This is a genomic window from Thermotomaculum hydrothermale (assembly GCF_016592575.1).
Lineage (GTDB): Bacteria > Acidobacteriota > Holophagae > Thermotomaculales > Thermotomaculaceae > Thermotomaculum > Thermotomaculum hydrothermale.
The window spans coordinates 736,062-751,797 of the sequence record NZ_AP017470.1; the positions used below are offsets into that span (position 1 = coordinate 736,062).

At 34.6% G+C, this 15,736-nt stretch carries 14 protein-coding genes, 2 tRNA genes and 1 other RNA gene; 13 read left to right on the plus strand and 4 right to left on the minus strand.

The window, feature by feature from the left end:
* On the minus strand, positions 1 to 978 hold the full coding sequence (hemB, locus tag TTHT_RS03335) for a porphobilinogen synthase (protein ID WP_201328624.1): 978 nt from the start codon (positions 976 to 978) through the stop codon (positions 1 to 3).
* 1 nt (position 979) lies between these two features.
* Positions 980 to 1,672 carry a uroporphyrinogen-III synthase gene (locus TTHT_RS03340; RefSeq protein WP_201328625.1) on the minus strand — a complete coding sequence of 231 codons (693 nt, stop codon included), beginning with the start codon at positions 1,670 to 1,672 and terminating at the stop codon, positions 980 to 982.
* 122 nt (positions 1,673 to 1,794) lie between these two features.
* Between TTHT_RS03340 and TTHT_RS03345 the strand changes: the two genes are divergently transcribed.
* The 12 genes from TTHT_RS03345 (at position 1,795) to TTHT_RS03400 (ending at position 14,132) form a co-directional block, all read left to right on the plus strand.
* A complete protein-coding gene (locus TTHT_RS03345) occupies positions 1,795 to 2,823 on the plus strand; it encodes a ketopantoate reductase family protein (RefSeq protein ID WP_201328626.1) in 1,029 nt (342 codons plus the stop codon).
* A gap of 171 nt (positions 2,824 to 2,994) precedes the next feature.
* Complete coding sequence (locus TTHT_RS03350) at positions 2,995 to 3,984, plus strand: AAA family ATPase (protein WP_201328627.1); 990 nt, start codon at positions 2,995 to 2,997, stop codon at positions 3,982 to 3,984.
* Positions 3,985 to 4,011: 27 nt separating this feature from the next.
* Complete coding sequence (locus tag TTHT_RS03355; RefSeq protein WP_201328628.1) at positions 4,012 to 4,887, plus strand: DUF58 domain-containing protein; 876 nt, start codon at positions 4,012 to 4,014, stop codon at positions 4,885 to 4,887.
* A complete protein-coding gene (locus TTHT_RS03360) occupies positions 4,884 to 5,831 on the plus strand; it encodes a hypothetical protein (protein ID WP_201328629.1) in 948 nt (315 codons plus the stop codon). Before TTHT_RS03355 ends, TTHT_RS03360 begins: the two co-directional genes overlap by 4 nt.
* Complete coding sequence (locus TTHT_RS03365) at positions 5,818 to 6,807, plus strand: vWA domain-containing protein (RefSeq protein ID WP_201328630.1); 990 nt, start codon at positions 5,818 to 5,820, stop codon at positions 6,805 to 6,807. The genes TTHT_RS03360 and TTHT_RS03365 overlap by 14 nt, the downstream gene beginning before the upstream one ends.
* A complete protein-coding gene (locus TTHT_RS03370) occupies positions 6,804 to 7,775 on the plus strand; it encodes a VWA domain-containing protein (RefSeq protein WP_201328631.1) in 972 nt (323 codons plus the stop codon). The genes TTHT_RS03365 and TTHT_RS03370 overlap by 4 nt, the downstream gene beginning before the upstream one ends.
* 10 nt (positions 7,776 to 7,785) lie before the next feature.
* Complete coding sequence (locus TTHT_RS03375; RefSeq protein WP_201328632.1) at positions 7,786 to 8,517, plus strand: tetratricopeptide repeat protein; 732 nt, start codon at positions 7,786 to 7,788, stop codon at positions 8,515 to 8,517.
* Between the two features lie 32 nt (positions 8,518 to 8,549).
* Positions 8,550 to 10,328, plus strand: coding sequence for a BatD family protein (locus TTHT_RS03380; protein ID WP_201328633.1), 1,779 nt, complete (start codon positions 8,550 to 8,552; stop codon positions 10,326 to 10,328).
* A complete protein-coding gene (locus TTHT_RS03385) occupies positions 10,325 to 11,086 on the plus strand; it encodes a tetratricopeptide repeat protein (RefSeq protein ID WP_201328634.1) in 762 nt (253 codons plus the stop codon). Before TTHT_RS03380 ends, TTHT_RS03385 begins: the two co-directional genes overlap by 4 nt.
* A 16-nt stretch (positions 11,087 to 11,102) precedes the next feature.
* A tRNA-Arg gene (locus tag TTHT_RS03390) sits at positions 11,103 to 11,179 on the plus strand.
* Positions 11,180 to 11,305: 126 nt separating this feature from the next.
* Positions 11,306 to 12,802 (plus strand): amidophosphoribosyltransferase, encoded by a 1,497-nt coding sequence (purF, locus tag TTHT_RS03395; RefSeq protein ID WP_201328635.1) that lies wholly within the window; start codon positions 11,306 to 11,308, stop codon positions 12,800 to 12,802.
* A 136-nt stretch (positions 12,803 to 12,938) separates the two neighbouring features.
* Entirely contained in the window at positions 12,939 to 14,132 is a 1,194-nt protein-coding gene (locus TTHT_RS03400) for a tetratricopeptide repeat protein (RefSeq protein ID WP_201328636.1), read from the plus strand.
* A 5-nt stretch (positions 14,133 to 14,137) separates the two neighbouring features.
* Here the strand turns inward: TTHT_RS03400 and ssrA are convergent.
* Positions 14,138 to 14,488, minus strand: a transfer-messenger RNA (tmRNA) gene (ssrA, locus tag TTHT_RS03405).
* 94 nt (positions 14,489 to 14,582) lie between these two features.
* Positions 14,583 to 14,671, minus strand: a tRNA-Leu gene (locus tag TTHT_RS03410).
* 198 nt (positions 14,672 to 14,869) lie between these two features.
* Between TTHT_RS03410 and TTHT_RS03415 the strand changes: the two genes are divergently transcribed.
* On the plus strand, positions 14,870 to 15,733 hold the full coding sequence (locus tag TTHT_RS03415; RefSeq protein WP_201328637.1) for a DUF4388 domain-containing protein: 864 nt from the start codon (positions 14,870 to 14,872) through the stop codon (positions 15,731 to 15,733).
* Positions 15,734 to 15,736: the final 3 nt, after the last annotated feature.

The following is a 15,736-nucleotide window of genomic DNA, read 5'->3' on the forward strand; positions in this document are numbered from 1 at the left end:
TTAATCTTCTTTTAAAAGTTTTGCAGCATCTTTTGCAAAATAGGTAATTATTAGATCTGCACCAGCCCTTTTAATTGAGGTAAGCATTTCCATCATCACCTTATCGTGGTCAATCCAGCCCATTTTTGCTGCGGCCTTAACCATTGAATACTCACCGCTTACATTATAAGCGCATACAGGTACAAGCACATTTTGTTTTACATCTGAAATTATGTCAAGGTATGCTAAAGCAGGCTTAACCATAACTATGTCTGCGTTTTCTTCAATATCAAGCATCACCTCTTTTAAAGCCTCTCTCCTGTTTGCAGGGTCCATTTGATAGGATTTTCTATCTCCAAATTGAGGGGCAGATTCTGCAGCATCCCTGAAAGGCCCATAGAATGCCGATGCAAACTTTGCAGAGTAAGCCATAATGGGTATGTGAGAGAACCCTTTTTCATCCAATGCTTTTCTAATTCTCATAACCCTTCCGTCCATCATATCTGATGGCGCAACCATATCTGCCCCTGCTTTAACATGGGATATAGCCTCTCTTGCAAGCAAATCAAGTGTTTTATCATTATCAACATCGTTGTTTTCAATTACCCCGCAATGCCCGTGGGATGTGTATTCGCACATACAAACATCAGTAATTACATAGACTTTGTCTGTTAACTCTTTGATTTTTCTAATTGCCCTTTGGATAATCCCCTCGTCTGAGTAAGCCTCGCTTCCATATTCGTCTTTATGTTCTGGGATGCCAAATAGAATTACTGATTTAATCCCTAATTCAACAATCTCATTTATTTCTTCTTCAAGCCTGTCAATTGAATACTGGTAAACCCCATCCATTGAGGGCACCATATTTTTTATATTTTCCCCTTCAATAACAAAAATAGGGTATATAAAGTCGTCAACAGATAGCTTTGTCTCCCTTACCATATCTCTAATTAAAGAGTTTTTCCTTAACCTTCTTGCTCTCAATTCAGGGAATTTCATATTAGCCTCCTAACTTTGAAATAGTAAATTTTAAAGCCTCTTTCAAACTAAATTTTTTCGGGAAAATGCAGGGGATACCGTATTTTTTAATCTCCTCAGCAGTGACACTTCCTATTGCGCACACAATCTTTTTATTTAAAAAATCATAGGGATTTTTTTCAATAAAGCACTTAAATGAAGATGGGCTTAAAAAGATATAGCCATCAAAATCTGGTAAAAAACTTAAATCTCCACAAATTGTTTTGTAAACAGTTATTTTTTTAAATTCAATTCCTTTAGATTTAAAATCATTTTCAAGTGTATTTTCAGATAAATCAGAGGTGGGAAAGAGTATCCCTTTCACTTTATTGTACTTTTCAGAAAACTCTTTAAAAAAGTGTTTTGAGGAGTAATTTGAGGGTATAAAATCAGGTTTAATCCCATATTTATTTAATTTTTCTGCTGTTTTTTTACCTACACATGCTATTTTTAATCCTTTAATATTTTCAGGGTTTATCTTTTTAAAGAAAAACTCAACCCCTCTTTTGCTTCCGAAAAAAATCCAGTCAAAGTTTGAAAAGTCTGATATTTCAAATTCTGTTTCTTTGAATTTAATCGCTTCAAATCCAGCAATTTCAATATCAGTCTCAGTAATTTCTATTTTTTTTAGCCCTTCAAGGCTATCCTTTGAACCAAAAACAGCAATCTTTTTCACAAATATATTTTAGCAAAAAAACTATGTGGAAGATAAAAAGATAAAAGTCACTTTAACTTTTTCAAAGACAAAGATTTTTGTATGGTAAATTATAGATAGATTAAAAAAAATGGAGGAATGCTATGAAAATAGCCGTTGTTGGGATTGGCGCAGTGGGTGGAGTTATTGCTTCAAAAATAGATAGAGAATATGCCCCTGTTATGATAAGTAAAAACAAAGAAATAGTCAAAAGTATAAGAGAGAATGGATTGAGAGTCAAAAAGGAGAAGGCAACTCACTGTAATGTAAACTGTTGTCCGAGAATTTATTCGTCATTTAAAGAGGCAGATTTAAAGTTTGACATAATTCTACTTTGTACAAAAGCAACCAATGTTATTGATGCAGCAAAAGAGGCTTTAAATTATTTAAGTGAAATTGGATTTATAGTTTCTTTTCAGAACGGTATTGTTGAAAATCATCTTCTTGAATTTGTTCCTGAAGAGAAGCTTGTTGGGGGAATAATAGGTTTTGGAGCAACAATGCACCAGCCAGGTTTTGTTGAAATGACTTCTCATGGGGAGATTGTAATAGGTGAATTGAACGGTTGCATTAAAGAAAGGATAAAGGTTTTAAAGTCAATTCTTGATAGTGTTATTGAGACAAGGATAACTCAGAATATCTGGGGTGCAAAGTATTCAAAACTTCTTATTAATGCCTGTATTACAACAATGGGAGCTGTTTCAGGTTTAACTTTGGGAGAGATGCTTTCAAAGAAAGAATTCAGGGAAGTATTCAGAAAGATTTTGTACGAAGGGGTTGAGGTTGCTAAAAAAAAGGGGATAAAGCTTGAAAAAATTTCAGGGGTATCAATACACAAACTTGCCGCATCTGAGAGAGAGATAAATGGAAAATTTTGTTTATCAAAGTTTCATAAAGACTTAATAATAAAATTTATTGGAAGAAAGTATAAAAATTTAAAATCTTCAAGCTTGCAGAGCCTTGAAAGGGGAAGAAAGACAGAAGTTGATTTTATAAACGGGATTATAGTGAGGTATGGCAAGGAAACAGGATTTGAAACCCCTGTTAATGAGAGAATAGTTGAAATAGTCCACGAAATTGAAAACGGAAAGAGAAAAATCTCACCTGAAAATTTGAGGGAGTTGATATTTTAAAAATTAAATTTCCATAATTTTTTTCAATGTTATTTTTGCATAGTTTGATTATGCAAAAATGGCACAATAGGTTGAATCTGGCATAATTTCCCTATCTTTTTTCATAATTTTAACAGGCATAAAAATTGCATAATTTATATGAGATGAAAAATTAATATAGGGAGTGTGTTTATGGATACAGGCATTAAGGCTATTAACGAGCAGGTAAAAGAAAAGAGTGCAGTTGTTGACGCTTTGTTAGGTGAGGTTTCAAAGGCAATTGTTGGACAGAGGTATATGGTTGAAAGGCTGCTTTTAGGAATTTTAACAGGCGGCCACATACTTGTTGAAGGTGTACCTGGCCTTGCTAAAACCCTTGCAATTAAATCTATTGCTGACGCGATTGACTGCTCTTTTAAGAGAATTCAGTTTACCCCTGATTTGCTTCCTGCTGATTTAACAGGAACCCAGATTTACAATCCAAAGGACGGTACCTTTACATCAAAAAAAGGCCCTATATTTGCAAATCTTATACTTGCAGATGAGATTAACAGGGCACCTGCAAAGGTTCAGTCTGCTTTGCTTGAAGCAATGCAGGAAAAGCAGGTAACCGTTGGGGATAACACCTACAAGCTTCCTGACATTTTCCTTGTTATGGCAACCCAGAACCCAATTGAGCAGGAGGGAACATACCCATTGCCTGAGGCACAGGTTGACAGGTTTATGCTTAAATTAAAGATTACCTATCCATCAAAGGAAGAGGAATTGGAGATTCTTGAAAGGTACACAACAGGGAAAGAGATAAAGGTATCAAAGGTTTGCACTTTGAAAGAGATTGAGGAGTTAAAAGGGATTATTCCAGAGATTTATGTTGACGATAGGCTTAAAAAGTATGTTGTAAACATTGTTGATAGCACAAGAAACCCTGAAAATTATGGTTTAGACGATTTAAAGATTTTAATAGATTACGGCGCATCTCCGAGGGCGACTTTATCCCTTATTACAGCAGCAAAGGGGCTTGCTGCAATAAGGAGAAGAGGTTACATAACTCCCGAAGATATTAAGGCTGTTGCCCCTGATGTTTTAAGGCATAGAATTATTGTTTCTTACGAGGCTGAGGCTGAGCAAATTGATTCAGACGCAATAATCAGGAAAATCTTTGACGAGATTGAAGTTCCGTAATTTGCTGTTGAAAATTTGGGAGAATTTATGAAAGCAGAAGAACTTCTGAAAAAAGTCAGAAGGATTCAAATAAAAACAAAAAGGCTTGTTGATGAAGCGATAGGGGGGGAGTACCACTCTATATTTAAAGGAAGGGGACTTGAATTTGCCGAAGTAAGGGAGTATATCCCCGGTGATGATGTAAGGACAATTGACTGGAATGTTACAGCAAGGATGAATTTCCCCTTCGTTAAAAGGTTTAAGGAAGAAAGGGAATTGACAATTATGCTAATTGTTGACATTTCCCCCTCTATGAATTTTGGAAACAACAATAAATTAAAGAGGGAATTGCTTGCTGAAATTTGCGCCTTAATAGGCTTTTCAGCAATAGAAAACAACGATAGAGTTGGTTTAATTGCATTTTCAGGCAAGGTTGAAAAGTTTATAACTCCCAAAAAGGGAAGCAAACAGGTTCTTGCAATTATAAGGGATTTGCTTGAGCTTGAATCTAATGGAAAAACAGATATAAAATCCGCACTTGAATACTTTTTAAAGGTTCAGAAAAAGAAGTCAATTGCTTTTTTAGTGTCTGATTTTCATTCAAGAAACTTTGAAAAACAAATCGCCCTTGCATCAATGAAGCACGATTTAATCCCTGTTAGGATATATTCAAAATTTGAGACAGACCCGCCTAAGGGGGTTTTTAAATTCCTCCCCCTTGAAGGAGAAAAGCCTGTTATAGTTGATTTTTCATCAAAAAAGGTTAGGGAAGTTTTTAAAGAAAACGTGCGTTTAAGGGATGAATACCTTTTTAACCTTTTCAATAAATATGGAATGGATTACCTGAATTTAGAGACTTCAGACGACATTTTTAAAGCGTTCCACAAATTCTTTAATATGAGAAAGAGGAAGTTGAAAAGATGAGAAAGAAGGCGCTGATTATAGTTTTTTTGTTTTCTTTATTTGCTATAGCGAGAGAGCCCAATATAACTGTATCCCTTACAAAATACAAGTGTTCTATTGGAGACAAAATCACAGCTGAGGTAAAGGTTGTAACAGACTCAAAGGCGAAAGTGGAGTTTGACATTGAAAAAAACGAGGATAAAGATATTGTTGTTGAAAACTATAAGACAGAGACAAAGAAACTTCCTGAAGATATGAAGTTAACAACCCTTACCTTTACCGTGCAATCCTTTAAATTGGGAGATATAAGCATAGGCAAGGTAAAGGTAAAGGTTGACGGGAAGGAATATGAAAAAGAGATTCCTAAAATTACCGTTCAGTCTATACTGCCAGAAAACAAAAAGAAAATTAACCCATTAAAGCCACAGGCAAGCATAAAACCAGATTACTCTTATTTGAAAAGGTATGTAAAATATGCATTAATTGCTATTTTAATTCTAATTATTCTTTACTTTTTGCTAAAAAAACTAATTGAAAAGATAAAGGGCAGGGAGAAGAAGGTTGAGGAAAAGCCTGAAATACTTGAGTCTCCCTGCATTGAGATTAAAAAACTTACCTCGTCTCTCCTTGGGAGAACTTATTTGAAAGAGGGAAGGGTAAAAGAGTTTTTTGTTGAACTTTCAGAAATTGCAAAAAGGTTTTTAGGAAGGGTTTTTGACTTTGATTATGAATCAAAAACAAGCGAAGAAATTTTTGAATTGATTAACGGAAAGGTAAAGATTGAAGAAGAGAGTTTGATTAAAGATTTTTTTGAGATTTGCGATTTAGTTAAATTTGCAAAGTATTTGCCTGAGCAGTCTGAGATAAACAGAACGGTAAACACTTTATACCAGTTTGCAGATTTAATTTGCAAAAGGCTAAAGTTAGAAGAAGAAAAAGGGGAAGAAAAAGATGTTCAGGTTTAAGTATCCGCTTGTGCTTATCCTTTTGCCTTTTGTTATTTATTTAGGTTATATACTTTACAAAAGGCTTTTTTCAAAAAACAGAGGAATAAACTATTCGTCATTTTTAATTGAGTTAATTCCAAAAAACTATAAGCATTACCTGTATATAGTCACCTATTTTCTTCCGTTTATAGCACTTGTTTTGATGGTTTTTGCACTTGCAAGGCCTCAAATTGGAGAAGGCTATGAAAAACAGGAGACAATGGGCATAGACATTATGCTTTGCCTTGATACCTCTTCCTCAATGAAGGCGCTTGATTTTAAGCCTAAAAACAGGTTTGAGGTTGCAAAAAAGACAACCCTTGACTTTGTAAAAAAGAGAAAGTACGACAGAATAGGATTTATCGCATTTGCAGGGTATGCAATTACAAAGTGCCCTTTAACAACGGATAAGAGAATGCTTGAAAAGATAATTGAAGACACAAAATTAGACTCAATTGAAGACGGCACTGCAATAGGAATGGCAATTGCAACAGGTGTAAACAGGTTGAGAAAGTCAAAGGCAAAAACAAAGGTGATTATCCTTTTAACAGACGGAGTAAACAACAGGGGAGTGATAGACCCTTTAACAGCGGCAAAGCTTGCAAAGGAATTGGGGATAAAGATTTATTCAATTGGAATAGGGACAAACGGTTTTGCTGAAATTCCCCAGAAAAATGCTTTCGGTATGGAAACCTATGTTAAAGTGCCTGTTGAAATTGACGAGGCTTTGCTTACCAAGGTTTCAAGAATGACCGGTGGAGAGTACTTCAGGGCAACAGATTCAAAAAAATTACAGACAATTTACTCTATAATTGATTCTCTTGAAAAGACAAAGATAGAGGTTAAAAGGTTTACAGTGTGGAAAGACGAGTATTATCCATTGCTTTTAACTGCTTTAATCCTGCTTTTTGCCTATGTATTTTTAAATAATATTGTATTGAGGGTGAAAGAATGAATTTCGGAAGGATAGAATACCTGTATGTTCTTGTAACTGTGCCGTTAATAGCGATAATCTTTTATGTTCAGTATATTTTGAAGGAGAAATTTTTAAAGGAAAACGGGCTTAAGGATGTCTTTAAAACATATGCCCTTGATAGAAGGTTTTTTAAAAAGTTTTTCTTTCTTGTATCTTTAACCTTCCTTATTCTATCCCTTGCTTCCCCTCGTTTTGGAGTTGCCCTTGAGAAGGGGGAGAGAAGGGGAAGGGATATATTCTTTTTAATTGATGTATCAAACTCAATGAATGCAACAGACATTAAGCCCTCAAGGCTTGATGCAACAAAGCAGGTAATTTTTAACCTGCTTAAAAAAATGAATGGGGACAGGGTTGGCGTTGCTGTTTTTGCAGGCAGTTGTCAGATAATATGCCCATTAACAGACGATTACGATGCTGTATCAATGTTTGTTGATTCCATAGACACAGATATGATTTCAAAACAGGGCACCAATTTAGGGGAAGCAATTGAAAAGGTTGTTAAGGAGGGCTTCCCTGAAAATGACAAAGGCTTTAGAACAATTATAGTGTTTTCAGACGGGGAAGACTTTGGAGATTCAGTTGAAAGTGGAGTTAAGGTTGCAAAAGAAAACAATGTAATTATATTCTCTGTCGGGATTGGTTCAAAAGAAGGTGCCCCAATCCCTGTTAAAGATATAAACGGCAAGGTAATAGGTTTTAAAAAGGATAAAGACGGCAAGGTTGTTATAACAAAGATGAACCCTGAAACACTTGTTAAAATTGCAAAAGAAACAGATGGAGAGGCATTTATAGTAAGGTCTAACCTTGATATAGACCCATTGATTAAGAATATAAACAAATTACAGAAGAAAAAGTTTGCTGAAAAGGGCTTTGTTAAGTTAAAAGATAGGTATTATTATCCTCTTGCTGTGTCAGTATTATTTTTAATAGCCTTTCTTGTTTTGTGAGGTGGTTGCTATGAAAAGATTGTTGTTATTTGCACTAATTTCCCTGCTGTACCTTCCTGTTTTTGGGGGAAATATACTTGCCGATAAAGGCTATAAATTAAACGAAAAGGGGAATAAAGAGTACTTAAACAAGAATTACAAATCAGCGGTTAACAATTACATAAGGGCATTAAGCGAAAGGGATGACCCTGTAATCAAATACAACCTTGCTAACTCACTTTATCAAATGAAAAATTATGACAAGGCTATTGATGTTTATAAAAAGATAGAAAAGGAAGTGCCTGAAAGCATAAAACCAGACCTCTATTACAATTTAGGCAATGCATACTTTATGAAAAAACAGTATGACAAGGCTGTAAAAAGTTATGTAAATTGTTTAAAAATGAAGCCAAAAGACAGGTATGCAAAAGAAAATCTTGAACTTGCTTTGAAAATGCTAAAGCAACAGAAGCAGAAGCAGAATGAAAACAAAAAACAGAACGATAAGGATAAAAACAAAAAGGATAAACAGAAACAACAAAAGGAAAAGGATAACAAAAAGAATAAAAACCAGAACAAAAACCAGGATAAAAAGAAAGAGAAACAGCAAAACAAACAGCAGAAAAAAGAAGAGCAAAAGAAAAAAGAGTTAAAGAAATTGCTTAAAACATTGGCTGAGCAGGAAAAGATAGACAGAAAGAAAAATATGAAAAATAAGAAGAAAAATCAGGCAATTATTGATAGTCCGGGAAAAGACTGGTAAACTATTGAAGAGTAAGAAAAAAGGGTAACATTATGAAAAAGATAATTATGGTTTTGTGTTTTACAATAGCCATTTCTTCTCTGTCTTTTGCTGAAAGTGTAAAGGCTTATGTTTCAAATAATAAAATTGGCACAGACGATACCCTTACATTTACAATTGAAGGGGAAAACCTTGATGGGGATTTAAACATTGTTTCATCTCTAAACTTTCCTGGGTTTACCATTGTCAGCGGTCCAAACAGAAGCCACTCAATTTCAATTGTAAACGGCAGTATGAGCAAAAAAGACAGTTTGAGTTTTGTCCTTGCCCCTGAAAGGGAAGGTAAGTTTACAATCCCTTCATTTACCGTTAAAGCAGGTGATAAGGAGTACAAAACTAAACCTATAGAGATTGAGGTTGTCAAGGGGAGTATTGTTCCGCATCAGAGGAACAGGGGCAATGCTTACGACCCATTTGACAACTTCTTTGACGACGATTTTTTTGCCCCTCCACGGCCAAGAAATGTAAGGCCTGAAGATATATTTATTAGAACTGAGGTTTCAAAGAAAAAGGTGTATTTAGGTGAGCCTATTTTAGTAAAATTCAGGCTTTTTACAACAGTTCCAATAACTCAGCTTGGTTTGCAGGAAGCACCATCCTTTGAAGGCTTTTTGGCTTACGATATTGATGCAAATAAGAGAATAAGGTTTCAATCAACGGTGCTTGCAGGGAAAAGGTATAACACTGCAATAATTTATAAAAAGGTTTTATATCCAACAAAATCTGGAGAATTGGTAATAAAGCCTTTAAGTTTTGTATTAAATGCACAGGCTGATTTCTTCTTTGGCAAAAGGGTTATCAGAAAGAGTGAGCCTTTAAGGATTAAGGTTTTACCTTTGCCTGAGCCACCGAAGGATTTTTCAGGGCTTGTTGGAAGTTTTGACATTCATGCGTCGGTTGATACAAACAATGCCAAGGTTGGCCAATCAATATCCTTTAAAGTTGTTGTAAGCGGTAAGGGAGATTTAAAAGCACTTGAAAACATAATTCCCGATACAATTGATGGATTTAAAATATTTAAATCTTCATCCCCGAAAATAACTTCAAAAGACCCGATAAACCAGTCAAAGGTCTGGGATATTGTCCTTGTCCCTGTAAGGGAAGGAAAGTTAGAAATCCCTTCTATAAAGTTGACATACTTTGACCCTCTTCTTGAAAAGTATGTAACAAAGGAAACAAACCCAATTGAAATTTCAGTTAGCGGAAAGGTTGAAAGCGGAGGAACAGTAAATATTGTTTCACCAGCTGAAGGAAATGAAGTTAGAGTATTAAACAAAGATATTGCCTTTATAAAAACTGGAAAGATTGATACCACTTCATACATTGTGAATTCAAAGGCTTTGATAATTGTTTCTTCAGTTGTGCCATTTTTGTTTATTTTCTGGGGGATATTTGTAAGGATTGTTGATGAGAGAAGAAAAAACGATGTTGAATACAGAAAACAAAAGGCATACTCATTTTTTAAAAACAAATTGAAAAAGGCAAGGAAGTTTGCAAGAAAGAAAAATTCAAAAGAGTTTTATCAAACACTTTCAAAGGCTGTTATCTCTTATTTTTCAGACAAATTTTCAAAGCCAAACATTGAATTGAGAATAGACGAGATTGAGCAAATGCTGAAGGAGAAAGGTGTTGATGAAAAGTTAATAAAGCAGTTAACTGATTTTGTTGAATACTGCGATTTTGAAAGTTATACCCCTCATTCTTCAGGGATAAAGCTTGAATTAATTAACGAGGCAAATGAGATTATTCAAAAGGTGGAGAAGGCGCTATGAAAAATGTTGTATTTATAATAATGCTTTGCCTGACATTCAACTTTTTAAGTTTTTCTCAAGACTTAAATGCAATTTTTGAAAAGGCTAACCATTTTTACATAAATAAAAATTACACCAAAGCCCTTGAAGAGTATAAAAAAATTGAAAAAGAGATTGGAGAAAAGAATAAACATTCTTTCAAACTTTATTACAATTTAGGTTGCACCTATTTCAGGTTAAATGATATTGCAAACGCAAGGTATTATTTTGAAAAGGCAAAGAGAATCAAGCCATTTGACAAAGACTTAAACAAAAACCTTAAATTAATTTTAACAAGGCTAAAGGATAAAGAGAAAAAGGTAACTAACGGATTCTTTGTTAATATTTACAAAAAGCTTTACCTATCAGTTAGCCTCAATGCTTTAACTTTAATTACTTTAATTTTCTTTCTTGCCGTTTTTTTGATTTTAGCAATGCTAATTGCAAACAGATATGACAGAAAGAAACTCTATTATTCCCTTGGAATAAGTTTATTCTTTTTCTTGCTTTCGTTTTCTCTATTTTATTCCCGCTATAAATACACATTTCAAAAAGAGGGGATTGTATTTTCAGAGGAAGTTGATGTATTCAGCGAACCGAACACTTCGTCAACTATACTCTTTAAACTTCACAAAGCAGCAAAGGTAAAGATAGAGGAGCAGTTAAACGGCTATGTTCACATTTCCCTTCCCGACGGATTAAACGGCTGGATTGACAGGCAGTATATTAAAGAAATCTGATAAAATCCAATAAAGTGTGCCCGTAGTTTAACTGGATAAAACATCGGCCTCCGGAGCCGAAAAGTGCGGGTTCAAGTCCCGCCGGGCGCACCATTTTAAAGATTAGCCAATTGTTTGAAAAATTACTATAAAGCAAATTTTTAATTTATTTTTTATTCTCTTTACTCAAAAAATTATCTCTATTACAATTACCTTGTATTTTAAATTGCGGGGGATTGTATGTGTGGAATTGTTGGAATTATAGGGGTTAAAGATGCTTCAAACAAGGTAGCAATGGCCTTACAGGCTATTCAGCATAGAGGGCAGGATTCAGCAGGTATAGGTGCTAAAAAGGGCAATCATTTCAGGTATTACAAAGACATAGGCCTTGTCCACAATATTTTTAACGAAAAGGAGTTAAAAAGGCTTGAGGGAAGATGTGCCATAGGGCATGTTAGATATCCGACTATAGGGGGCAACAGCAAAGAAGATGCCCAGCCTTTTTATTCAAGGTGGCCTGGAATTATAATGGCACACAACGGCAATATAACAAACTTTGAAGAGATTAAGGAGCATCTGCTTTCTCAATCCATTTTTTTGTCAAGTAAATGCGATATTGAGCCTGTTTTGTACATCCTTTCAAATGAAATTATAAGAGACAACATAAAAAGAGTTTATTCATTTAAGGATGTTGTAAAGGGATTGAAAGAGACATACAAGATTGTAAAGGGGGCTTATTCCCTTGTTGGAATTATGAGTATTGACGGAAAGGACACCATGTTTGCTGCAAGAGACCCCTATGGCATAAGGCCTGCTGTCTGGGGCAAAAAGGGGGATTCATACATTGTTTGTTCTGAAAGCGTTTGTCTGGATGTGCTTGATTTTGACTATATGGGCAGCATAAAACCAGGGCATGTAGTGTTTTTCCGTGAAGGGGAAGATCCTGTTGAGTTTGAAATTGAAAAAAAAGGATTTGCCCCCTGCATCTTTGAATACATTTATTTTGCAAGGCCTGATTCAAAAATAAACGACCATTGCGTATATGAAAAGAGGATGGAGTTGGGAAGGCTTTTAGCAGATGAGTTTAAGGAGAGAAAGCGGGGAATTGATTTTGATATAGTGGTTCCAATTCCGGATACTTCAAGGCCTTCTGCAATAACATTCTCCGAAGAAACAGGAAAACCTATTAGAGAGGGATTTATAAAAAACAGGTACTCTGGAAGAACCTTTATTATGCCAACTCAGGGGGACAGGGCTTCTGCCTTAAGGTTGAAGTTAAACCCTATTAAGGCTGAAATTAAAGATAAATCTGTAATGCTAATAGATGACAGTATTGTGAGAGGCAACACTGTGAAAAGAATTGTTGAGGTTTTAAAGGGTAAGGGGGCAAGGGAGATTCACCTTGCTATTTATTCTCCCCCAGTTATAAACCCCTGCTATTACGGAATTGATATGTCCACCCATGAGGAATTGATAGCATACAAGGTTTTAAAGGAGATGGGGTATAAGTTTAACGGCGATTCAATAAGATTGGATAAAAAACTATTAACTAAACTTGAAGAAAAACTTGCAGAAAAGTTTGGTCTTAATTCTTTAACCTATCTTTCAACTGAGAGATTAAACCTGTTACTTGAAAATAATCGTTGTGCAGCCTGTTTTGATGGGGATTATCCAGTCAATGTTGATGAAAAATCAAGAAGATGTATAGTCTTTGACAGGTTGTCAAGCAGGGATTAAAATTAGCAATTTGTTTATAGAACCCATTCTTTTTCCTTTTTTTAAAAGATTGGTTTTGTAAAAAATTTTACATTTAAAACTTTTTACCTTAAAATTTCGTTTATAAAAATAGAGTTCCTATTGGAGGTAAAAGGTTATGAAAGGTAAAAGTATTGCTGTTTTTTTATTATTTTTTCTCTTGTTTTTTACTAAAACCTTTGCACAGCAGAAATACATTTATTCTTATTCAGAATACGCTTCAATAGTACAAAATATATTGGATGGAAGATTAAAAAAGTATGAAAAAATTTATCCCACAGAGTTTGATGTATTTTACGATTTAGACGAAAGAACGGTTAAAATGCACATTAATTTGTTAAAACCTCCTTATATGCCTGATGAAGAATTAATTCAAAATATTGAAGATTTTGAAAACAAATACGGCAACTATGTCACCTCAAGGATTTTTTATATTTACCTGATAAAAGAGAACTTTTACTATACCCCTGATTTGTTTAAATACTATGGGATGTTGACCATGGATACCCAGACCACATTCAAAGAGAGAATGGGCAACTGCTTTTCTTTAACAAACATGTTTATAACTATAACAAGAGAGTTAGGTTTTAATTCATACTACTACCTTGTCTCAGATATTAACTCAACCTACCTTTCTGAAAGTACTTTAATTAGAACAGTACATATTGTATGCGGTATTGACATAAATTATCCAAGGCCATATATTATTGATTTTTTGCCACAGGAAGACATTGATTACAAAAGATTATTCAGGCTTAACAGGGTAAAAAAATTAACCGATATTCAGGCAGCAGGGCTTTTTTACAACAATATTGCCTGTAAATATATGATGGAAAGAGATTATGGGTTTGCAAAGTATTTACTTGAATTTGCAGATTCACTTTACCCTGATTCTGGAATTATTAAAAATAACCTTGCTGTAATTTACAAAAAGAACGGTCAGTATGCTGACTCCATTAAAACATTTTTAGAGGCTTTAAAGTATGCTCCCTCATTTCAATTTATAATTGCAAATATTTTAAAGCTTGAATCTAAATTACCGGAAAAAGATAGAGCAGAAATTGATAACTTACTTGAAAATGAATTTGTTAACAATTATTACTGGCATTTGTTGAAGGCAAATGAATACTTATCTCAAAAGAAATTTAAAAAAGCATTAAAGGAGATAAAAAAAGCTGATAAATTATCACAAGGCAATCAAGAGGTGTATATATTTTACTATAGATTGGGAGTTTTAACCAGGGATAGTAAACTGATTGAAAAGTACTCAAATAAGATAAACTTATTGGAAAACAATAATAAAAATAAATAAAATTTTGGTGGAGGCGGGGGGAGTCGAACCCCCGTCCGAACAGTTTCGGCTTCAGGCATCTACATGCTTAGCCCTATCTTTTATTGTTTCGCGAGGATTACGACCCGATAGGGCAGGGTGTAATCCCGCTATCAGCCTTTAATTTAGGCTCAATGCCGGCTGAAAAACATTGAGCCGAGCCTGCTACACGACGGGTATCTATTCCCCGCAGGCGAAGGAATAGTACCCGGCTGCGTTAATTAAGCAGCGTATGCAAAATTATCTGCATTTACATTTAGCGACCCTGTTTAACGAGGCGGGACACCTCGGCATGCAGCCTGAGCCTCAACGCTGCCCGTCGAACCCATTTCGCCCCCGTATTATCAAAGAACAATAAACATTATACACTCTTATTAACTTGCATAATTAAATATAATGACAAAGACTTTTTTTGCAAGGAAATATTGAAGATGGTGCCGGCGCTCGGGGTCGAACCGAGACGGGATTTAACTCCCACTGGATTTTGAGTCCAGCGCGTCTGCCAATTCCGCCACGCCGGCGTCAGATAAAATTATAGAAAAATAAAGTAAAAAGTAAAGAGTTTTTTGTTAAATGGCAATGTCTTTTTTTATTTTTTGTAGTATTTATTCACAAACGTTTAATTAAATTTTTTTCATTAAAAATTGTATAAATAGTTGTTAAGTTTATAATTTTGTGTTATATTTTTTTCAGAATAAATTTTTTGTAAGGAATTGGGTATGGCACTTAAAGGTCAAATTGGTAATGTTGGTTTAAATGATATTGCACAATTATTGCATTTAAACAAAAAAACAGGGATGTTAAAGATTGATTCAAATGAGGCTAAAGGGGTTTTGTATTTTAATAATGGTAATGTGGTAGATGCAGAAACGCAAGAAAATACTGGAGAAATTGCGGCTTATGAATTGTTCCAGGCTCAGAGCGGTACTTTTGAGTTTATAGCTACCCCCCCTCACAAAAAAGTGACTATTAAACAGACCCTCCACGATTTAGTGCTGGAATCAGCTCGACAGAAAGATACAATTAAAAGATTGAGAGAAGTAATCCCTGACAATGACCTTGTTTTCAGGGCAGTGGTAGACCCAAGGCTTGACAGTTTGCAGGGAAATTTATCAAAAGAAGAGATTGTGCTGTTAAATCTTTTAGATGGAACTAGAGATGTGAACGATTTAGTTGAAGATTCGGGATTATCAGAATTTAAAGTGCTAACACTCCTTGTTGACCTTTACGATAAAAAGTATATTGAAACATTTGAGATTTTAAAAATTCTGGAATTTGAACCAATAACCGGAATGTTTATTTCTGAGGATACTGCGTATGTTGATACGCTTGTTTATAACGACTGGAAAGACAAATTAATTAATGAAAGTAGAATGAGGGTTGTTAAAATTAAAACCCAGAGTAAGAGATTTGTTGTGTTGAAACTTTCACATAAAAAGAAAATAGGTAACAAAATTAAGTTTACTCCTTCAATTGCTCAAAAACTTAAAATTAAAGAGGGGGATAAACTTATTGTAAAACCAATTTCAAGGAATATTCCCAAAGACGAAAACGAGGAATTGTTAGAAGACTTTTTTGATTAAAAA